Below are 20302 nucleotides of genomic sequence, written 5' to 3'. Positions count from 1 at the left end.
TTGACCATCCTGTCACGCACTCAAAATCTGACCCGGGCTGTTAAAATTCGGTATTTGTGTTACTTTATCTTGAGATTAAATTACAACTATGCGACTATCCCATTGAACTTAAGCAGGTAATGTCGAAACAAATGAAACCCGCAGTTGCCTATTTGCGCACTTCGAGCGCGACGAATGTCGGCGCAGACAAGGACAGCGACAAACGTCAACGGGCCGCCATCGAGGCATTTGCTGAGCGGGCTGGCTTCCAGATCGTGGACGAGTACTACGACCGCGCGGTCAGCGGTGCCGATTTGGTGGACCAACGACCCGGCTTCGCTGAGATGCTCCAGCGATTGGCATCGAACGGGGCTAAGACAATCATTGTAGAGAGCCCCGACCGTTTTGCGCGTGATCTCGCGGTGCAGCTCGCCGGTCACGACATGCTACGAGACCTCGGGATTGCGATCATCCCCGCGTCGGCCCCAGACTTCTTCACGGAGGATACGCCAACTGCTGTTTTGGTGCGTCAGGTGCTTGGAGCTATTGCGCAGTTCGAGAAGGCAAGCGTCGTGGCGAAGCTCGCCGCCGCGCGGAAGCGCAAGCGGCAGAGCGAGGGGCGATGCGAGGGACGCAAACCTCTGCAGGAGACGCATCCCGAAGTTGTCGCCCTTGCGCGCAAGCTCCGCAGGAAGCGTCCGAAGGCCGGGCGGATGTCGTTGCGGGCAATCTCTAAGGAGCTGGCAGCGTGCGGCTATGTCAATGAGCGGGGACGCCCCTATGCTGCCAAATCAGTCGCCAGCATGCTGGCCTAGTCCCTCGGCAGGGGGCCCTTCTTAAGGGGCGGTCACGAACTGAGAATGTTCGCGGCCACCATGCCAACCACAGTGTTGTTACCTTGTGTTTTTTGCGTCGAGAACATCACTCTTGCGGGAGACAATGCGATCCCAGGAGAGAAGAATGCTCAAGCTAACCGATGATCAGTTGCGCAGCTTGGGCAGACACAAATTGCCCGTCGATAGTGTGCTTGATGCGCGGGGAATGCGCACTTCGGACTGGAAGATTGAACTGAAGCGCCAGAATAAGTCGTTGGCGCTTGTGGACAGCCCGTGCCAGAAGGGTCATGCAGCCCGGCTTCGTCTAAGCTCCGGTCATTGTGTGGAATGTTCCCCCCAAGGCGTAGCCCATTGGAAGAGGCACCAGGTGCCTGGCTTTGTCTACGTTGCTGTGTCTCGCAAACTGAGGCTTGTCAAAATTGGGATCGCTCAGCTCGCCAGCGAACGCGCGGATGCCCTGATCAAGGATGAGTATGGCGGCGCGGATGACTGGCAACTGATCTATCGACGCAAATTCGACAAAGCGGGCTGGGTTGAGGCGAAGGCGCAAACATCTCTTGCAGAGTACAGCAGTCCCCGGACGTATACCCGCAAGCATCACGGGAAATCGGTGACGGCAAGAGAGCTATTTAGTTGCGACTACAGCAAAGCCATCGGCTCGGTAGAAAGTCTTTGCGAGCATGCGTTGGGTGACGCTTGGGAACCAGCAGATTTGGCGCGCATCGTGGCTCGCCTAGAAGCACCCTAGCTCCTCCCGCTCTGGCTGCCCAGTTTCAGAAATCGAAACACGTTGGCTAACCCGCAAAAAAACTCAACGCAGATAGTCAGCAATAGTCTGATCGATGATACGTTGCTGGTGCAGGTATTTTTCGGCCAAACGCTCATAGGTTCTAAGCCGCATCCATTTCGGTTTCGGAGGTAAGTCCCAGGCGCGGCGGTCGAGGTCGCCGATCAGGCGGTCCTTCACCTTCTCCCTCGCCGTGATAGCCCGGTCAAATGGGGTCTCGAACTGGGTCTGGTAGGCGACCTGGTTTCCCCAAGCTTGGCGGCTGCAAAAGCGGTGCGCTCCGGGAGGTTGCCACAGCACGGAGCACTTTCGTCCCGTGATGGGGCAGACGAAATACCACTGGCGTCCGCCAAAGTGCCGAGGTTGTGTGATCAGCTCGACCCGCTGCTCAAACCTGCCGGGGAAGAGCACTCTTAGCGACGCTCGGTCCTCATCATGCTTCTGAATGATCATTCCAGCGCTGGCCTTCGGTCCGGTACGATTGGAGGTCCACTCAGTGCGGAAGACGACGGGCTCGTTGTCGCGTGGCCCGAAGCCATCGCGTACTAGCTCGTTCAGATCGAGCTTGAGACCATCTTCAAGGCGCACTCGGCTTCTTGCTCTGCTCATGGTTCCACCGTTCCAGGTTATCGTTGGTGTTTCGCAGTCAGACGTGGCGCTAGGTGCATAAATTTTGCGCCAGATTGTCTAGCAAGCTGAAAGCCGAGATTGGCTAATCGCGTTTCCAAGGCAAAGACCGGTAGAAGGCGTCGACGCGTGAGAAGCAGTCGTCGAAGTCGGGTACTTCAGCCAGCTCCTGGCCGAGTGTGTCCCATTCCTGCTTGGCTCGCCTGACTATTTCAGGCTGCGACAGCGATTGTTCGTTGGGGTTTATCTTTCTTGCAGCGCACTTCTCCAAGAGCGTTTCATGCAGCTTTTGCTTCTCGTCGTCGTCCAGAGCAAATTTATTCAGAAGCGCATCTAGATCGTAGATGTCTTGCCGTCTGAAGCGGTTCCTGAGTTCTTGCTGCAACAGCGCCCGGAGCTTCTCCGCAATGAGGTCGAAAAGAGAATATGCGTGAACTCGACCAGACGAGCCCGTGAACTTGACAATCTGGATTGCTCTGACAGGCTCTCGAAAACTGATATCAACGTCGAGGGTGTTTATCGCACGTCCCTGTTGGAAATGGCGTTCCTGCGGGGACCCTCGTCGTGCATAGCCAATCTTCAGCAACAGTGCGGGTGCTTCAGCAGTCGGGAACTTCTCCATAGCCGGACGATACTTCGATGTCTGCACTGCACACAGGAGATCGGGATAGCCAAGTTCAGCAGCCGCGCGCGGAAAGGCGGCGTCGAGTGCATTGCTGATTTGGTCGCCAATCTCAGGGGTTGGCTCCATGATGGTGGTGAAATCAATATCACCCGTTTGGCGCGGGCTTTGGTAGACAACGCCCATCAGAATGCCGCCCTTAAGAAATATCTGATGGCTGAATGGCTCGGCAATTCCTAAGGCCGTCAGAAAAACCTCTGTAGCCTGACGTTCTAGGTAGGCCTCCGGGTCCGACTTTGCTTTTTCAACCCACTCGGCGATATCTACGACGACTTCGTTGTCGCCTTCACTTTCAGCCGACATTAATTGAGATCATCCAATCTTCTGAATAGTGGTCAACGAATGGCTCCCCGGGGTCCAGAACGCGGCTGCCCCCGCGCTGAGCATATTTCTTCCAGGCGAGCACTCTCGGATCATCGATGCCCAACTGCTCCTCTAATATGTAACCGGCTCGAACCTTATGAATTGGCTTGGGAGCCGTATTCACTCGCGTGATGATTTCCTCAAGGTAGCCCCGAGCATGTGCATTCCATGTAGACAAGACGTGGAGCATGCCGCCACAGCGATGGGGCGCTTCAAGCATGTCAAGAAAGGTTTGGCCGACAGTGGCGACGCGAACGAATGAGCCTCTAATTTGCCGCCACTCGCCAAAGTACCGTGTGGAGAACGTGTCGATGGGGCGACCCCTAACCCGGCGCGGGTGATGCGTCGCATTTAAGGGTTCGATGTAGATATCGTTGTTGTCTATCGCGTCGCCGAAGTCTTCACGAACGCGCGTTCTCAATCTCTGTTTGACCTCTGTCGGCGCAGGCAGCGTTATAAACAATGCCTCTGGACGTCGACTTGTTAGGCCATATCTCTGCATTGCCGAAAGGTGAGATACATAACAGTTTGGATCGGCGACACAGACGATGTCGTCGGCGGGACTGTCAGAGACTGCCGTTATTCGCCACATGCTAGTGTAGTCGTTGTCCGCACGGATTACGCCTTCTCTGCGAAGCAGTTTGCGAGTGCGCCGAAGCACGTCTTGGCTCGGGAGGTCTCCTCGAAGGTACTTCACATCCCTAGCTGCATAGATGTCCCAGAGATGGCGAAAAATCTCGTAGTTTCCTACCAATGGTTTGCCGGACGCTTCGAGCTTTCGCATTAGCGCTTCGCCCAAGAGCGTCATGCGCTTTGTATCTTGGAACGGCGCTCGGATTTGCTCTGCCATATGGCCTGCTTGGGTTGGCACCATGTAGAGCATCAGTTGTCCTTAGGACAACTGATGCTCTACATGTATCGATTATAAACGCCTTAGGCTGAATGTCAAGCCGCTTGACATTCAGGAGTTTTTAAGATATAGCCAATAAGGCGTCCTAAGGACGCCTTATTGGCTATATCAATCTAGTTCCAAAAACCTATTCCACTCAGATAGCTGGCCCATTCCCCTGCATCGACGGACTTACAGCCGACATGTGATCTTGACGTGGCTCTCTTTGTTGGTCGGCGGCCGTATCCGGTACACTCGGCAGTCTTGCGGTGTTGCAAGGGCTCGGGGGCGACCAGATGACCTCGCTCGCACATCCTCTTCCCAACCCTCGTCAGTTTCCCAGCGCTCGCGTGCCAGCCGCCCAATATTCTCAGTAGTGCCGCACCGTTTCCCCTGAATTAGGCCCTGCAGGCGGCGGTGTTCTCTTCTAACACCAAAGCGCTCCCACACATCGGGGCCTCCGCCCTTGATTAGATACTTGCCGTCAGGGCAGTAGTGGATCACGAGCTTGACGACTTCATCGGCCCAGTAGCCATCACTTGGCTTCGATCCCGTGCGTCGACCGTGTTTGTTGATGAGGCGATAGATTGCGGCTTCGACTTCGCTCAGGCCTTTGCCCGTCCGGTATTTTACCGGCAGGTGAAAGAGCAGATGACAGTGCTCCACCTCCGCCTGCCCGCCTGACATCCGTTCTCGTGCCCAAATACCAGCGAGGGGGAAGCCGCGCCGACGAGCCCACTTGTCCAGGCCTTCCCGCAACTTGGCGAATAACTTGCCGTCTTGGTCATCGCCAACATCAGTGTAGCCCCAATGGATTGTGAGGTGAGCCACTAAGGGCAGACCAATGGAACGGGCAAACTGGACGGCCTCCATCATGTTCTCAGCCTGACGCATGGTGATGCATTTGCTCGAATGGTGTCTGCCTGGCTTTGCGATGTTGGCACGCTCAGCTCGATACGGATTGGCGAGAGATGAAAGCTGTTCCAGAGATGCTACGCAGGAGCGGCTAACTAATAGAGAGCAGAGCTGAACGTCATGTTCGCTATCTGTCAGCATCGCGAACCTCGAAAGTCTCGGGCGACGACCGCATGGACCCGTTTTCGCCTGGTACTTGGTCTGTTTCCAGAACGTCCAAGTTTTGCATTCCATGAAAATCGGGCAGAGAAGCGAGTTTGGACAGTGCCGACGGGTCGACGTTGCTGCAGTACTCACGCACGCACTGGAGGAGGCCCTCTTTCGTCCGGCAATGGGAGCGATGCGACCAGCCGGAGTTTTTGTTGCGGGGATTTCCCTTGCGCTTCTGAAGTGTCCACTGAGGTGGATCGTCCACGACCCGCCATCGATCATTTAGCTGGGCTACGAGCGGATTTGAGGGGTGCGCTAGACGTTTGAGACGCTCCGGGCACTCTCCAACAGGTTCAGCCTGTGTCACACGCTCGCGCACCATCAAACAGCCGGTGCCCAGGTACTCCTGGCCCACAGCCTGGCGGGTGGAAACGCGCTCCGAAAAGAGCAACGACTTGGTTGAGTTCAAGAGAGGCTGGTGCTCGCGGCGCGGATCGGCCAGGGGGATTTGTGACTGGTCAATCATCTCCCCTATGCAGCCTCCACGTCACGCTCGGACATCCGTTTACGTATGTGCCCGTCAATCTCGTGCTCTAGCCACGTAGGTGACTTGCCGAGATAAACCGGCTTCGGGAACTTGTCCTGTTTGATCTGGCGGTAAATCGTTGGCTTGCTGGCAGTGATGCCTTTTGCGACTAAACCATCCCAGCCCAGCAATTTGAGCTGCGCTTGGCCTTCTGAAACTGTCTTCATGGTACGAGTTCCCTCAGTGCGTGACTGCGCGCTTCATTGCGCCTCAGTGCTTACTGACGAACACTGAGCCCACTCGTTTTTTGCGTAAGTCAGGACAGAGCCTTTATCCACACTTGATGCGGACCCGTTCGGCGTCACGCTGAAGTCGTCACAATCTCGTGCAAGCGGTCGGCCCAAAGCTCAAGGGCCTCGCGCATCTCTCGTTCGTAGCTGTGCTGATCGTAAACGCGTTGAAGACCCCTGCGGCCATGGCCAATTACCATCTCCGCGATAGTGTCCGAGACCCGCAGCGCAGCCAGTTGGGTTCGCATGGTTCGCCTAAGATCATGGTTTCGCCATGGGTCCAGTGGGCGTCCTAACTCGGCAGCCATCAGCCGATCTAGGCGCTCCTTCGCATTCGCGAAGCCCGAGACGGGTCGCACCCCAAACGAAGTGCTGAAGAGAAAATTAGGTTTCTCAAAGACCGGGAGACCATCGATCACTTTCATGGCCTCGTCAGTCAGCGGGACGATATGAGTGGCGTCTGATTTGAAGCGCTCGGGAGGGATAACTAGCGCCTTCTTCACCCTATCCAGTTCGCGTTCGCGCGCCTCTCCGATTTCGCTCTTACGAGCGCCAGTGAGAAGCAGCAGTCTATAGAGTGGACCGAACGGATAACCGATCTCGCCGGTTGCGATCCAGAAGGCTCGGAGTTCGGCGTCAGTCAACACCCGCTGGCGTGACTTGCGTTCACCTATCAACTTGTTCGGTCGGATGCGATCACAGGGCGAGTGCTCAAGCCCGTAATCGCCCGCTTCGATGCACCAATTAAAGAACGAACGAAGATGTCCGAATAGATTGTGGGCTTGGTAGGTCGCACCCCGCTCGACGACCTCGCTAATTGCTTCGATGACATCACGCCGCTCGATGGAGCTAATCGGTCGTCCAGTCCAACGGCCACAGAACTCCCGACGCATTTCCCTCGCGACAATGTCTCCACGTCGCTGCGAGGGAAGAACGCGACTGACGTACGCTTCGACAACCCCTTCAAACCTATCATCACGCTTGCGCTGTTCCGCGCGTCGCTGAGCCTCCTCCTCATTTCGCGGGTCTTTCCCGTCCTTGATGAGGTCGATCCAGTCCCGAGCCTTCTTCCGTGCCTTCTCCAAGCTGAGTGATGGGTATTCGCCGAGCTTGCGACGCGTCGGGTTGTTGCTGCCGGGATAACGCGCCAAGAGGATGAAGGTCTTGCGTCCCTTGTCGGTCAGCCTCACACCGAAACCGGGAACAACCGTATCCATAAATTCAACGCGCAGGCCTGTCGGGGCAGATTGCAGACTGCGAAGGAACGTATCCGAGAATTTGCGCTTGTCGGCGGCCATACCAGTGGCTGTGCCCTCGTTACCAGTGACCCTTTCTGGGCAACGTGTGGGCAACATTTGAGGTGCGCTGCCGTGTTGCCCCGTGAGAGGCAATGATCCGCTATGTATGAAATAACACAAGCAAAACAGTGGTCTTACGCAACACTATGCACTGGTTTGATTTCGATCAAAACGCTCATGTCACTGGTTCAAGTCCAGTACCGCCCACCATTTGTATCAATGATCTAGGTTTCAATCTGCGCAGCGCGCGTTGGTACAACTGTACCAGCCGATGTCCCATTCGACATGACGGGGCCGCAGGTTCACGGACAGTAGAATTGAAGGCCACATAGAAAGTCTATTGCCGTGGTGCCTTAGCCGGTACCAATACGTAGCCGCTCGGCTCACGGTACGCCCGCGCGTCCACTTGCACTTCGGGAAGCCACTAGAGGGCGGGCCTATCACACTGATGTGCAGATTTCCGCGCCGATGTCGTGCAAAAAACGACTTCTCTCTTTATTGTACCGATCGGATGATACATGCTTGGGCTCGCGACTGCAGTCCACGTCCCCGGGGCGTATCCATCGGAGTGAGACTTTGATTGAAGGAACACGTCGCACGGCCGTCTGTGCCGTGCATCTCATCCCCGTTGGTCCCATAGGTCGCGGGGCTTGTTCGTAGTGCCGCACTCCGACCTCCGCCCCCCTTTGCGGGTTCTGATGAACAACTGCGTTGTGGGACATCTGACCCATGCTGGAAACGAGACCATTCAGTTCGGCTACGATTCCCGTTGGCTCAACCGGCCTTTTGCCCCTCCCGTTTCGACGACCCTTCCGCTGCGCGAAGCCCCCTACAGCGGCGCTTCCGTCTTGGCGGTGTTCGACAACCTGCTGCCCGATTCAGAAAGACAGCGGTGCGAGATCGCCGCGACGGTCGGCGCCCCGGGGAGCGACACGTGCAGCTTGCTGGCGGCGATCGGCAACGACTGCGCGGGCGCACTTCAGTTCGCAGCTGAGGACGAAGGTCCCGAAGACGGCGGAACGGGCGCGGGCGAGATCAGCGGCGACGCCCTAGGCGACACGGAACTTGAAGCACTGCTCCAGAGTCTTCCAGACACTCCACTCGGCATCCGCTCGGACGACCCGTTTCGTATTGCCCTGGCGGGAGCCCAGAAGAAAACGGCCCTGCTGCGCCACGACGGCCGCTGGTTCAAACCGCACGGCTCAACCCCGACGACGCATATTCTGAAGACCCAGATCGGAAAACTGCCGACGGGCACCGATCTGTCGAACAGCATCGAAAACGAATACTACTGTCTCGAGCTTGCGCGGGCTTTCGGACTGTCCGTGGCCAATGCGGAAATCCATTCCTTTGGGGACACGAAGGCGCTTGTGGTGGAGCGGTTCGACCGGGAGGTCGACAAAGACGGGCGGATCGTCCGTATCCACCAAGAAGATATGTGCCAGGCGCTATCGGTCCATCCGACGGTAAAATACGAACGGCAAGGCGGACCCGGCATGGCGCAGATTCTCGACTTCCTGCAGAGAAGCGAAACCCCGGCGGAGGACCAGGCAGCCGTTTTGAAAGCCCAAATCGTGTTCTGGCTGACGGGCGCAACCGACGGACACGCCAAGAATTTCAGCGTTTTTCTCGGACACGGCGGCACGTTTCGGCTGACGCCCCTCTACGACATCCTGACCGTCGAGCCGAGCATTGCGAACGGATCCGCAGGGGGCCTGCGGCCGCGGCTCGCCATGTCCGTCGGCACTGAACGCCATCACAGGATCGAAGATATCGAGGCGCAGCACTTCCTCGAGACCGCGGCAATGACGGAGACGCTGGGCCGTCACGTGCTCGCAGAGGTGGTGGACACGGCGGCCGATGCGATCGACGCGGTAGAAAGCGCCCTTCCCGCACCTTTTTCCGAAGACATTCACGAGACGGTCAAGGCCGTCGCCGTCAAACGGCTGGTCAAACTGCAAACGCTTTGCGCGTCGTCCTAGGCAACGCGTGCCCCGGCGGTAAACCAGTCCGCGGACCACGCGCTCCGACGCCGGTCTGAAATCCCGCTTTGGCCACAAAATGGCCTCCTGCCCCTCGGATGAGCCCCCGATCGGTCCTCCGAGCGCGGTTTGCCTGCGCCACGCGCCCGCCATCCGAAGCACGGGATGCCCCCTTAAAAACACGGAATTACGTCAGGTCTTTTTCGATCAAACCAACTTGACTCAGCTTCCGAGGGCTTTCATTGTGTATATACCGATCGATACAGAGCCAACTTGAAGTGGTTCGAGGGACTCTCGATTGGGAGGGAGTATCGAACCTTCGAAACACCCATACCCGGCGGCCTGTTGCTGAGCTCAACCTCGGCACGGGCGCTATCGGAAACGGGCCGAAATTGGCAGCGGCGCGCAGTGTGCCGTGCGAATGCAGGTCAATGAGAAAAGCAATGGGAAGCCTAAGGAGCCTAACATTATGACGAAGAAGCGCATAATTCTGAACGCCTTCGACATGACTTGCGTCAGTCACCAGGCGGCAGGAACGTGGCGCCATCCCGAGAGCCAAGCCTCTCGGTACAACGACATCGAATACTGGACCAACATGGCGATCGAGCTGGAGCGGGGGCATTTCGACACCCTGTTCATCGCCGACGTGGTCGGCGTCTACGATGTCTATCGCAACTCCGCCGCCGCGGCCCTCAAAGACGCCGATCAGGTGCCGGTGAACGATCCGTTCGGCGCGATCTCGGCCATGGCCGCCGTTACCGATCATGTGGGCTTCGGCGTCACCGCCGCGGTGACGTTCGAGCAGCCTTACGTGCTGGCCCGCCGTCTTTCCACGCTCGATCACCTGACCAAGGGCCGTGTCGCCTGGAACGTTGTGTCGTCGTACCTGAACAGCGCCGCGCTCAACATCGGCATGGACAAGCAAATCGGCCATGACGAGCGTTACGACATGGCGGAAGAGTACATGCAAGTCATGTACAAGCTTTGGGAAGGTTCCTGGGAAGAAGGCGCTGTCCACCGTGACAAGGTGAGCGGCATCTTCACCGATCCGGCCAAGGTCCATCCGATCCGGCACGACGGCAAGTACTACAAGGTGCCCGGTTTCCACCTTTGCGAACCGTCTCCGCAGCGGACTCCGGTCATCTTCCAGGCCGGCGCTTCGCCGAAGGGTCAGGCCTTTGCCGCCCGGCACGCCGAGGGCATGTTCATTCTGACCACGAGCATCGCGCAGTCCAAGGCTGTGACGACGAAGATCCGCGATCAGGTCGAGGCCGCAGGCCGCAGCCGCGACTCGGTCAAGATCTTCACGCTTCTGACGGTCATCACCGGCGCCAACGACGAAGCCGCCGAGCGCAAGTATCAGGAGTACCTCTCCTATGCGAGCCCGGAAGGCATGCTGGCTCTCTATGGTGGTTGGACCGGTATCGACTTCTCCGGTTACGATCCCAACCAGCCGCTCGAGGCGATGGAGAACGACAGCCTTCGCACGACGCTCGAATCCCTGACCAGCGGCCACGACGGCAAGACCTGGACGGTGAAGGACGTGATCCGCGAACGCTGCATCGGCGGTCTGGGCCCGGTTCTCGTCGGCGGCCCGCAGAAGGTTGCGGACGTTCTCGAGGAGTGGGTCGACGAAGGCGGTATCGACGGCTTCAACCTCGCCTACGCGGTGACGCCCGGCACGACTTCGGACTTCATCAACTACGTGGTTCCGGAGCTGGTTAAGCGCGGTCGCGCACAGACCGAGTACAAGCCGGGTACCTTCCGCGAGAAGCTGATCGGCACGTCGACGCCTTACGCCGAGGACACCCATCCGGCGAGCGAGCAGCGCGGTGCATTTGCCGGCAAGGAAAGCGTCGCGGACAAGACGACCGAATCCAACTTCGATGACGAACGCGCTCCGGTCGCAGCGCAGTAGATAGAAACGAAATGTGGGCGGAAGCTGAAAACAGCTTCCGCCCACAAATTTATCGTCAGTGCTTGGACGGGTTTCACGAGGACATCGTCCAAAGCTCTCGCGTACAGCCCCGAGAACCTTCCTCTCCCGGGGGTCTGTACCGGATCGGGATCGTCTTCAAGCTCCCACTGTCCACCCGAAGACGGTCGCGCTAAGGGCGGCAGCATGGAATGTTCTACGTGCTGCCGCTCTGAGCTCTCGAACCCCGAGATTACCATCCCAATTCGATCGAGAGAAGAACCCCGGCACGCGAAACCGGGGCCGTGTCGATGCGGCCGGCCTTACTCCGCGTCTGGCGTGGGCCGGTCCTTGTCCGCTGCCCGGAAAACGATGTCCGCGAATACGTCGGCGATCTCGTCCGAGCTCTGACGCCCGTTCGGGTTCAGCCACAAGAAGCTGTAGAAGTACATGCCGAGGATGCCCTTGAGCGCCACGGGCGGCAACTCGCGGAACGTCCCCTGCTCTGCCCCTTCCTTGATGGCGCGCGCCCAAATCTCCTGATAGTCCGCGTGGAGACGGGACACCTCGTCATAGCGCTCGCCCGTCAGTGCCTCTGCCTCGCGGAAGCACACCGTGAGCTCGGATAGATGCTCGGAGATCGTTCGCATGAGGTAGCGGCTGAGCTGCGTGATGCGCTCATGCGGATCTGAATATTCGTAGAGGATGGTGTTGCCCGCCGTCACGAGGGCGGTGATGTAGCGAATGACAATGTCGTACAGCAGGTCTTCCTTGCTGCCGATATGATAATAGAGGGCGCCTCTTCCGAGGCCCACGGCCTCCCCGATCTCGGCAACGCCGACAGCCTGGTATCCTTTTTCGGCAAACAGCTTTGCCGTGATGCGCCTGATCCGCTCCTTCTGGGGCTTCTCTGGTTTCGGAATTTCAAGCGTCGCAGGTTCGGCCAACGTTATGTTTCCTCAATGACGCAAGCGGCACGGCAACCATGTGATGAGCACGCCCAAATGGGCCTAAGTGATCGCCTCGGCGGGCAATCTACACTGGATGTCACGTCCCGTCGCTGTTCGTAATCATTCCTCGCCCGAGCAATTCAGTGTGTTCACGGAGGCGCGCATCGCAGCGTTCCCCTGGCCAATACGATGTTGGCACAGTGTCCGATCGGTACCGACTGCTCCCTCGAAGTTGCCTTGGGCGAAGTTGCCTTGAGCATGGTGCAATACTCGACCGCCTGGGCCGAGACTTGGTGCAACTACTATGACGCCATGTCTTGGAACGCGCAACCTTGAACACCCCAAGGTATGGGAGCGGCCTGTGAGAGAAACGTGCCGGGATGCCGGCCGCTTCGGTCGCCGTAGAATGAGTCGAGGCGGGCCGCCCAGACCCGTTGCTTTGGTGATCCAAAGCCAGGGTTCCGGAGGACCCGCCTCTATCAAGACCATGATTGGTCATTGTTTGTTATGTGGTGCTGGGCGCTGCCTCGTCGACGTCTTCCCAGGTACCTGGAGTCTTCTGACCCTTCCAAAGGTAGGGCTCGGTCATACCCGTTCCGAACACGAGCGGCATGACCAGAGACCAGTTGACGCCCATATAGGCGTAGGTCAGCAGCTGCTCTTGCGAGGAGAACACCGTCCCGACGCCGGCGAGCAGCAACACGGTCACGACCACGTCGAGTGCCAGATAGAAGGCACAGGCGATCAGACCGCCCCAAGGCATGGGGATCTTGCTGAACGGCCAGTTGTTCAACAGGACAGGCAGCGCGAAGTTGATCGACGTGCCCACCATGAAGAAGACGAGCCACTCATTGCCCGCTCCAATGGCGCCCATGTTCCAGAACTCGGCGACGCCGGTGGCGCTGCTGTCCCAGAAACCAAGTCCGGCCGAAGCCCAAATGACCGCCCCTGCCACGAGGAACAGCATCGACATTTGCGTGACGGACTTCTCCGGCTGACGCATGCCCCGGGTCAGGTAGGCGAGCGTTCCGGTCGCGGCGCCGGCCAGATTGAACGGGAACCACCAAGCCGGAATCCAGACGATGTCGGTGTGGGTCAGCACGAAGGTAAGCCCGCCGATCAGGATGAGCAGGATGAAGAACTGCCGTGCCGGCTTCAGGCCCTGAACGATCCAGTTCTCTCCGTTGAAACAGAAGAAGGCCAGAAAGAACCACGACGTGCCCACGAGCGGGAAGATCCAGTCCGAGCCGAGACCCGTGACGTAGATCGCCTTGGCCGTGATCCAGCCGAGGACCCACGACGCCGCAACGACGGCAATGCCCCGTGTAAGTGGGTTCGTCATTGTGTTGAATGGCCAGAAGCTACAGACCACGAACAGGCATGCCCAGCCGACCGCGAAGATCTGCCAGGTCACGTTGTCGAGCCAGAAGAACTTGGCGATCTCTTCGCCTTGCCATGGCCCGATCGGATAATGCGTCACAATCAGGTTCACGAGCGCGCACGACGCGATCGTCAGCCCGTAAATCCACGCGGCTCCCTTTAAAGCACTCCCAAGTCTGAGTGGGGCTACTTCGATACCCTCATCAATATTCGCCTTCTGCATAGCGCTATCCCTTTTGCGTTTCCCTCTGTTTTGGTTATCATTTTTCGCTCCCACCATTCTTTTTCGAAGAAGACACGAAGGAATTCTCTTCGAATTTCTTCATAAACGAACCCAGATCACCTGAAGCGCCGCACATCAGGATTCGGATACGCAACGAATCCATCTGCATTCGGCATTTTTACTTTTGGAAGGGTCGTTTTATTCATCACATCATCGTCCTCGATGATGCCGCCTTCGGCCAGGATGTAGGCCGTCACCGCATAGACCTGATCGTCTGTCAGCGAGCCAGGCATGTGGAACGGCATGGCCCGCTTGATGTAGTCGAACAGCGTCGTGGCGTAGGGCCAGTAGCTCTCGACTGTCTTGATCGCCGGCACGTCGGTGAGCGTGCCGCGACCACCGACAAGCGCCGGGCCGCCGGTCGCGGGCACCGACTCCATCTTGGGCCCGTGGCACATGGCGCAGGAGACCGCGTAGACCTCCTTGCCTTGCGCCGCGGCGCCGCTGCCTTCGGGAAGCCCGGCACCGTCCGGCGGAATGGAGAAGAACTCGAGGAGATCCTCCGGCTTCAGCGGCGTGCCGTAGCCGTCGGCATTGTTCGCCACGTCCTGTGACCAAGCCGGTCCCTGCACGGCGAACAGCGTGAAAGCGGCCACGGCCGCGAACAGCAAGGAGGGTTTAGACATTGCTCACCCCTCCATCGGCGGCGACGGCCCAGTGCTGAATGGCGTTGTAGTGGTAGACGTAGTTGAGGCCGTGCAGCGCCACGAGATCCTCGCGCGTTGCCTGCACCATGCCCGTTTCGTCCGTGCATCGGCTCGCAAGCAGCACCGGCTGTCCGTCCCAGCGCCACGGGAACGTGAAACGCACCGTGCACTTCGGCTCAGGTGGCGAATCCAAATGCGCCGGGTACCAGCTCTTGCCGCCGTCAAGCGACACCTCGACCGAGCGGATACGGCCGCGGCCGGACCAGGCCAGGCCGGCGATCTCGTACCGTCCCGGTCCAGGCAGCTTCATTTCGCCCGAGGGGAACGTAATGACCGACTTCGCTTCCATGTCGAAGACGAACTTGTCGGCCATGCCGTTCGCGTTGAGCCCAGTGTATTTGGAGGTCTCTTCGCGTGTCATGTAGGGCCGGTCGCTGATCTCCAGGCGGCGCAGCCATTTGATGCTCATGTTGCCTTCGTAGCCGGGGAGCATCAGACGAAGCGGGTAGCCCTGCTCGGGGCGGATCGCTTCGCCATTCTGGCCATATGCCAGGAATGCATCGTCGAGCATCTTGTCGAGCGGGATGCTGCGAGTCATGACGGCCGCATCCGCCCCTTCGGCCAGCACCCAGGCGGCACCGGGCTTGAGCTTGAGATTGCGCGCGAGAAAACTGAACGGCACGCCCGTCCATTCCGACGTGCTGAGCAGCCCGTGGGTGACCTGCACGGTCTTCGCCGTCGGCCCGGGCCACTCCGTCAGCGTGTTCCCCGAACACTCGATGAAGTGCATGCGGGTAATCGACGGCATGCGTTTCAGGTCTGCCATGTTGAAGCGCTTCGGGTGCTCCACCATGCCGTGAATGAAGAGTTCGTGGCGCGCCGGATCGATCGCCGGAATGCCACCGTGATGACGCTCATAGTGCAGACCCGACGGCGTGAGATTGCCGATCTGCGTGGCAAGAGGCGTGTAAGACCAGCTCGTGATCTGACTGGGATTGCCAAGCTCGGTGAGACGCTTCTCGGTCTCGAATGGCGAGCGGGAGCCATAGCCGCCGTCGGATCCAACCGGCCGTCCCGGCACCTTGGTCGGATCTTCAGGAACGGAAATCTCTTTGGCCGCTACTTCGGCCACTGCGCGGCCCGCAAGCATGAGGGGCACACTGCCCGCCGCGGCGGCCAGAAGACGCCGCCGCGACGGGTTCCTGGGGAACATTCCCTCCCGGCAGGGGCAATCCTCTTCGGTGCGCTCCTGATCCGTATCGTCCATCATCATTCCTTACTTGTTGGGGGACGGCAGGCCCGGCCAGCGGGCCTGCCGCTTCAGATTTTCTATTGCGGCGCAATGCCTGCGAATTTTCCGAGGGGCACCTTCAGAGTCGCACCGAGATAGAAGCCTTCATCCGGGCGTTCGGCCGTATACGGATTGTAGTAGCTGTTCGGATTGACGATGTACTGGGCGACCGACTCGAGGACCATGCCCTTGAACAGATCGGTGTGCGCGTTGAGTTCGACGATGAACTTGTCTTCGAACGGCGCACCCGAGCCACCGGCAGTCTTGTTCGCCTGCGCCATGAACTCGTTGTAGCTGTCGTTCATGGCTTCGTAGCGGAACTTCATCCCGACTTTGTCGTTCGGGCGCGACAGCAACGGCGCATGCAGGTTGAAGCCCATATAGATGTCGGCAAGGACCGGCACGGTCGTGTCGAACGAATAGCCGGCGCCCGTGTAGACCGCGAGGGTTCTCGGCGAGCTGTAGGTGCTGCTGCCCCCGTCCTCACGCCAGACGATCTGCGTGCTGTTGAAGACGATACCGGACGTATCCGACTCCATCTTCGCCTGCTCGTCCGGGAAGAGACCACGGGAACGGCCGCTGACCGTGGTGTTGTTGGAGGCGTGTTCGCCGGAATTGTAGTAGCCGGTCAGAACGTATTTACCGGTGTACTTGCCACCGGGCCCGTAGGCGGTGTCAAAGCCGTACTCGGCCAATGACAACATGCCGTCCGGCAGCGGACGTCCCCAGTCCCAGCCGCTATGGAAATGCCAGCCTTGATCGAGCGAGAAGGTGCCGACCTGGAAATAGCTCGTCGGCGAGAGGTCGATCTTGGCCCGGCCGCCCCAAACGGAAAACAGCGGCGAGATGTAGCCGGCATTGAAATAGAGCACATCCTGGTAACAGGTGTTGTACGTCTCACACGTCATAGGCGTGAAGTAAAAGAACGGATGTGTGCGGCCGAACTCGACGTTGACCTTTCCGTTGAACATCGACTGCTCGAGTGTGAGCTGAGACAGCTCCGAGCCACGCTGAATGTAGGTCGTTTGGTATCCGAGGGAGTTGTCGCCGAACTGACCCGCGATGTCGTCGTTGTTGTAGACGAGATTGAAGAACGTTTCCTTCAGGTGGAATTTGCCGCCCTTCCAGCCCATCAGCTTATCGAGATCGACATCGGCCGAGGTTACCCAGTATGCGGAGTTACCCGCGTTGCCCGGGTCGAGACCAAAGCTCGGGTTCGTGAATAGAAAATCGTAAACGGTCAGATCGAAGGTGATGCCCTTGTCTGCCAAACGGCTGGCGGGACCTGCGAGAAGTCCGGAGTATTCCGGTTCGGACGCCGCCTGCTGCGCAACGGCGGGTCCGGCTAACAAAGCACTGAATGCGGCCGCGACGGCCGAAATTTGAGCGAGTCTCATCGTTCGTTCCACTGGTGAGTGTTCCGTTGGATGCTCTCTCAGCGGTCCTGGAGAGCGTTAATTGTCTAGAGTTTTGTTGGCGTTAGCCGGATCGTAATGCGAGTGCCATCAGCCTAACCCCCCTGTTATTGGGCGACCTATTCCACGCGTCCAAAACGTGCCGCGTGGTACACAAGCGGGTCGCTTTCTGATGTTCCACCGCCCACAACGTCTCCGATAAAGATCGTATGCGTCCCAATATCCAGGCGGGAACTCACGACGCATTGAAGGTGTGCCGAGACACCTTCGAACACGGGGGCTCCACCGTCCGGGATCGTGTAGGACATTCCCTCGAATTGATTTTCCAGCTTGCCGGCAAACCGGTTCGCCAACGCCGTCTGGTCGTCGGCGAGGATGTTCACCGCAAAATGCCGCCGTGCATCGATGTGCGGGTGCGTCCGCGCGGTGCGGTTCACCACGATCAAGACGGTCGGCGGTTCGGCGCAAACGCTGCAGAACGCAGTCGCCGTGAATCCATGCGGGTTGCCTTCGCGCATCGTCGTGATGACCGTGACTCCACCTGCGAGCTGACGCATGACGGCGCGGAAGATCTCACCGTCGATGCGCGGCTGACCGTTGGCCGCGGTGATAGCCTTGACGGCATTGTCCTGGCTTGACTTGCTCTTCTTTGCCACTTGCTGAGTTCCCGTAGTCATTTGCTCCTCATCCCTTTTGAGCCAATCGGTCGGCGCCCCCGGCACGTCCGGCGCGGGCGCGTCTTCCGCGTCCGTCGTGGCCGGCCGCTGCCGGGCGGCGCCAATGAAGTTCTGTCCTGATTGGGGTCGATAATGTTGAGGCCGTAGCCTTCAAGACCCACGAGCGTGGTTGCGCGATCCGACAGGAGGATCATGTCGTGGATCCCCAGATCGATAAGGATCTGTGCGCCGATGCCGTAGTCCCGCATGCGCGGATTGGGGCGCCGATGCGGACTAACGGTACTGACGCGTTCGGAAATCGCATTCGGCCTCGGATCGTTGATCAAGACGACGACGCCGCGGCTCTCCTGCGTGATGCGGTGCATGGCCTGGTGCAGCACCCCGCCGGAGCCACCCAATGCATCGGTGATGAAGTCGGTCGCGTGCATGCGCACGAGCACCGGTTCCGGACCACTCAGGTCGCCCTTGGCGAGAACGATATGCTCGCCGCTCTCGACCTGGTCCCGGTAGACCAGCAAGCGCCATTCGCCGAAGGACGGATGATGCAGGCCGCTTTCGGCAACCTGATCCACCAGACGTTCGTTCTTGCGCCGATACGCGATCAGATCGGCAATCGTGCCCAGCTTGAGATTGTGGAGCTGCGCGAACGAAACCAGATCCGGCAGCCTGGCCATGGATCCGTCCTCGTTCATGATCTCGCAGATCACACCAGAAGGATTGAGCCCCGCGATGCGCGAGACGTCGACCGCAGCCTCTGTGTGGCCGGCGCGGACCAACGTTCCGCCATCGCGCGCGCAAAGCGGAAACACATGGCCGGGCATGACGATGTCTTCGCGGCTGGTCTCCGGATTGATCGCAATGGCGATCGTATGGGCGCGATCGGCCGCGGAGATCCCGGTTGTGACACCCGTGCTGGCCTCGATCGAGACGGTGAACGCCGTCTCGTACTGGGTGTTGTTGCGCGATGCCATCGGCGGAAGGCCGAGCTGGTCGACGCGGCGCGGCGTCAGCGCCAGGCAGATCAAACCGCGGGCGTGCCGGGCCATGAAATTGATGGCTTCGGCCGTGGCGAACTGCGCCGGGATGACCAGGTCGCCTTCATTCTCGCGATCCTCGTCGTCCACCAGGATGAACATCCGGCCGTTGCGGGCTTCCTCGATGATCTCCTCGGCGCTGCTGATCGCGCGCTTGATCGACGGGAAAGACACGTGCTCCACCTTTCTGTCGTCGCTCATGGCCGCCCCCTTCCAGTGGCGTCGGGGACGGGTTCTGCGCGACGAGACGCGGCGTGGCGGAGAACTCGGACTCTTCGGCAGCGTGCGCAGCGCCGCCTTCAGCCTGCTCGAGAGCACGGACGAGCGGGATGATCCGTTCGCCGAAATACTGCGTGTCCTCGTGAAAGTGCAGGAAGCCGCACAGGATCATGTCGACGCCGATCTTGCGCAGCGCGTGGATGCGTTCGGCGATTTGCTCGGGCGTCCCGATCAGATCCGTCTTGAAGCCGTCATTGTATTGGACGAGGTCGCGGCGGGCCGAATCGGTCCACATACCCTCTCGGTCCTTGGTCGCCTGCCCGGCCTCCTTGACCGAGATGCGGAATTTCTCGACCGCCTCGTCGTCGGCGTTGTTGATGATCCGCTTGAGCTCTTCGTGCGCCTCTTTCTCGGTTTCCCGGGCGATGACGAAGGCATTTACAGCATGGCGAACGGTACGGCCGCGCTCGGCCGCCATACCCCGGATATTGTCGATCTGCCGCTTGAGATTGTCGGGCGTGTTGCCGTTCATGAAGTACCAGTCGGAGACAGCGGCGGCCATCTCCTGGGCCGCGGTCGAATTGCCGCCCTGGAAGACGTCGGGCATCGGCCGGTCCGGCAGCGCCAGCGGCTTCGGCTGGAGCGTGAAGTTTTTGATCTGCCAGTATTTGCCGTCGTACGAAAAATTGTCCGTGGTCCAGGCGCCGCGCAGAATCTCGACGAACTCCCGAGAGCGCGCATAGCGCTCGTCGTGGTCCAGAAACGGTACGCCGAGAGCGTCGAACTCCTCCCGGTTCCAGCCGCTCGCCACATGGATCGACCAGCGTCCATTGAAGATCTGATCGGCCGTCGCGCCCTGCTTGGCGACGACGATGGGGTGGAAGATTCCGGGAATGATCGCAGAGATGATCTTCAGCCGCCGCGTCGCGGAGAGAATGGCGGCAGAGAACATGATGGAGTCATGCTGGTACTCCGCACCATAGCTCCCCATGAGCCGGACCTGCGTGAGGGCATATTCGAACCCCGCCTCCTCCGCGATCTTGGCGAGCTTGACGTTGTACTCGAGCCCCCAGTCCGTCCGCTGCGGAATACGGCTGACGACGAGACCACCGCTCACATTCGGCACCCAATGGGCGAACTTCATGCCCCCGTGCTCATGATAGTCTT

17 protein-coding genes and 1 pseudogene are annotated in these 20302 nt (G+C 59.2%); 4 read left to right on the top strand and 14 right to left on the bottom strand.

Translation table 11 applies throughout. The features are described 5' to 3' along the window. Positions 1-56: 56 nt before the first annotated feature. Both DCY11_RS13365 and DCY11_RS13360 read left to right on the top strand, forming a co-directional pair. Positions 57-794, top strand: coding sequence for a recombinase family protein (locus DCY11_RS13365; protein WP_245409378.1), 738 nt, complete (start codon positions 57-59; stop codon positions 792-794). 145 nt (positions 795-939) lie between these two features. Beyond that, positions 940-1563: a GIY-YIG nuclease family protein gene (locus DCY11_RS13360; RefSeq protein WP_159080027.1), complete on the top strand. Its 624-nt coding sequence runs from the start codon at positions 940-942 to the stop codon at positions 1561-1563. A gap of 63 nt (positions 1564-1626) precedes the next feature. Here the strand turns inward: DCY11_RS13360 and DCY11_RS13355 are convergent, their stop codons facing one another. The 6 genes from DCY11_RS13355 to DCY11_RS13330 form a co-directional block, all read right to left on the bottom strand. Continuing rightward, entirely contained in the window at positions 1627-2190 is a 564-nt protein-coding gene (locus tag DCY11_RS13355) for a hypothetical protein (protein ID WP_108683293.1), read from the bottom strand. A gap of 124 nt (positions 2191-2314) precedes the next feature. Further along, positions 2315-3214 (bottom strand): nucleotidyl transferase AbiEii/AbiGii toxin family protein, encoded by a 900-nt coding sequence (locus tag DCY11_RS13350; RefSeq protein WP_108683292.1) that lies wholly within the window; start codon positions 3212-3214, stop codon positions 2315-2317. Continuing rightward, entirely contained in the window at positions 3204-4157 is a 954-nt protein-coding gene (locus tag DCY11_RS13345; protein ID WP_108683291.1) for a hypothetical protein, read from the bottom strand. Before DCY11_RS13345 ends, DCY11_RS13350 begins: the two co-directional genes overlap by 11 nt. 198 nt (positions 4158-4355) lie before the next feature. Then, on the bottom strand, positions 4356-5219 hold the full coding sequence (locus DCY11_RS13340) for a hypothetical protein (RefSeq protein ID WP_159080026.1): 864 nt from the start codon (positions 5217-5219) through the stop codon (positions 4356-4358). Positions 5220-5759: 540 nt separating this feature from the next. Beyond that, positions 5760-5981, bottom strand: coding sequence for an AlpA family transcriptional regulator (locus DCY11_RS13335; protein WP_108683289.1), 222 nt, complete (start codon positions 5979-5981; stop codon positions 5760-5762). Positions 5982-6115: 134 nt separating this feature from the next. Further along, positions 6116-7342, bottom strand: coding sequence for a site-specific integrase (locus DCY11_RS13330; protein ID WP_159080025.1), 1227 nt, complete (start codon positions 7340-7342; stop codon positions 6116-6118). Positions 7343-8040: 698 nt separating this feature from the next. Between DCY11_RS13330 and DCY11_RS13325 the strand changes: the two genes are divergently transcribed. Both DCY11_RS13325 and DCY11_RS13320 read left to right on the top strand, forming a co-directional pair. Then, complete coding sequence (locus DCY11_RS13325) at positions 8041-9324, top strand: type II toxin-antitoxin system HipA family toxin (RefSeq protein ID WP_108683287.1); 1284 nt, start codon at positions 8041-8043, stop codon at positions 9322-9324. A gap of 469 nt (positions 9325-9793) precedes the next feature. Next, a complete protein-coding gene (locus tag DCY11_RS13320) occupies positions 9794-11242 on the top strand; it encodes an LLM class flavin-dependent oxidoreductase (RefSeq protein WP_108683850.1) in 1449 nt (482 codons plus the stop codon). 320 nt (positions 11243-11562) lie between these two features. Here the strand turns inward: DCY11_RS13320 and DCY11_RS13315 are convergent, their stop codons facing one another. The 8 genes and pseudogenes from DCY11_RS13315 to sfnG all read right to left on the bottom strand — a co-directional run. Next, positions 11563-12186, bottom strand: a complete 624-nt coding sequence (locus tag DCY11_RS13315; protein WP_245409377.1) for a TetR/AcrR family transcriptional regulator — start codon at positions 12184-12186, stop codon at positions 11563-11565. Positions 12187-12694: 508 nt separating this feature from the next. Next, positions 12695-13792 carry a hypothetical protein gene (locus tag DCY11_RS13310; protein WP_108683286.1) on the bottom strand — a complete coding sequence of 366 codons (1098 nt, stop codon included), beginning with the start codon at positions 13790-13792 and terminating at the stop codon, positions 12695-12697. Positions 13793-13908: 116 nt separating this feature from the next. Continuing rightward, entirely contained in the window at positions 13909-14478 is a 570-nt protein-coding gene (locus DCY11_RS13305) for a c-type cytochrome (RefSeq protein WP_108683285.1), read from the bottom strand. Beyond that, the gene (soxC, locus tag DCY11_RS13300) at positions 14471-15712 is read right to left on the bottom strand and encodes a sulfite dehydrogenase (RefSeq protein WP_108683848.1); all 1242 of its coding nucleotides are present in this window, start codon (positions 15710-15712) and stop codon (positions 14471-14473) included. The genes DCY11_RS13305 and soxC overlap by 8 nt, the downstream gene beginning before the upstream one ends. A gap of 116 nt (positions 15713-15828) precedes the next feature. Then, positions 15829-17187, bottom strand: coding sequence for a carbohydrate porin (locus tag DCY11_RS13295; protein WP_108683284.1), 1359 nt, complete (start codon positions 17185-17187; stop codon positions 15829-15831). Positions 17188-17324: 137 nt separating this feature from the next. Then, positions 17325-17882 carry a flavin reductase family protein gene (locus DCY11_RS13290; RefSeq protein ID WP_108683283.1) on the bottom strand — a complete coding sequence of 186 codons (558 nt, stop codon included), beginning with the start codon at positions 17880-17882 and terminating at the stop codon, positions 17325-17327. Continuing rightward, the gene (ribB, locus tag DCY11_RS15990; RefSeq protein WP_108683282.1) at positions 17879-19117 is read right to left on the bottom strand and encodes a 3,4-dihydroxy-2-butanone-4-phosphate synthase; all 1239 of its coding nucleotides are present in this window, start codon (positions 19115-19117) and stop codon (positions 17879-17881) included. Before ribB ends, DCY11_RS13290 begins: the two co-directional genes overlap by 4 nt. 76 nt (positions 19118-19193) lie before the next feature. Beyond that, positions 19194-20279 (bottom strand): annotated as a pseudogene (gene sfnG, locus DCY11_RS13280) (dimethylsulfone monooxygenase SfnG); the annotation flags it as partial. Between the last annotated feature and the right edge of the window lie 23 nt (positions 20280-20302).

This window comes from Methyloceanibacter sp. wino2 (genome assembly GCF_003071365.1).
Taxonomy (GTDB): Bacteria; Pseudomonadota; Alphaproteobacteria; order Rhizobiales; family Methyloligellaceae; genus Methyloceanibacter.
The sequence above is the reverse complement of the archived record's forward strand: the minus strand, read 5'-3'. Positions and strand labels throughout refer to the sequence as shown.

Excerpts from the sequence above, each read along its gene's own strand:
- DCY11_RS13330 (WP_159080025.1), bottom strand. The coding sequence starts at position 7,342 with ATGGCCGCCGACAAGCGCAAATTCTCGGATACGTTCCTTCGCAGTCTG.
- DCY11_RS13320 (WP_108683850.1), top strand. The coding sequence starts at position 9,794 with ATGACGAAGAAGCGCATAATTCTGAACGCCTTCGACATGACTTGCGTC.
- DCY11_RS13305 (WP_108683285.1), bottom strand. The coding sequence starts at position 14,478 with ATGTCTAAACCCTCCTTGCTGTTCGCGGCCGTGGCCGCTTTCACGCTG.
- soxC (WP_108683848.1), bottom strand. The coding sequence starts at position 15,712 with ATGTTCCCCAGGAACCCGTCGCGGCGGCGTCTTCTGGCCGCCGCGGCG.
- DCY11_RS13335 (WP_108683289.1), bottom strand. The coding sequence starts at position 5,981 with ATGAAGACAGTTTCAGAAGGCCAAGCGCAGCTCAAATTGCTGGGCTGG.
- ribB (WP_108683282.1), bottom strand. The coding sequence starts at position 19,117 with ATGAGCGACGACAGAAAGGTGGAGCACGTGTCTTTCCCGTCGATCAAG.
- DCY11_RS13290 (WP_108683283.1), bottom strand. The coding sequence starts at position 17,882 with ATGACTACGGGAACTCAGCAAGTGGCAAAGAAGAGCAAGTCAAGCCAG.
- DCY11_RS13325 (WP_108683287.1), top strand. The coding sequence starts at position 8,041 with ATGAACAACTGCGTTGTGGGACATCTGACCCATGCTGGAAACGAGACC.
- DCY11_RS13340 (WP_159080026.1), bottom strand. The coding sequence starts at position 5,219 with ATGCTGACAGATAGCGAACATGACGTTCAGCTCTGCTCTCTATTAGTT.
- DCY11_RS13345 (WP_108683291.1), bottom strand. The coding sequence starts at position 4,157 with ATGCTCTACATGGTGCCAACCCAAGCAGGCCATATGGCAGAGCAAATC.
- DCY11_RS13310 (WP_108683286.1), bottom strand. The coding sequence starts at position 13,792 with ATGCAGAAGGCGAATATTGATGAGGGTATCGAAGTAGCCCCACTCAGA.
- DCY11_RS13295 (WP_108683284.1), bottom strand. The coding sequence starts at position 17,187 with ATGAGACTCGCTCAAATTTCGGCCGTCGCGGCCGCATTCAGTGCTTTG.
- DCY11_RS13350 (WP_108683292.1), bottom strand. The coding sequence starts at position 3,214 with ATGTCGGCTGAAAGTGAAGGCGACAACGAAGTCGTCGTAGATATCGCC.
- DCY11_RS13360 (WP_159080027.1), top strand. The coding sequence starts at position 940 with ATGCTCAAGCTAACCGATGATCAGTTGCGCAGCTTGGGCAGACACAAA.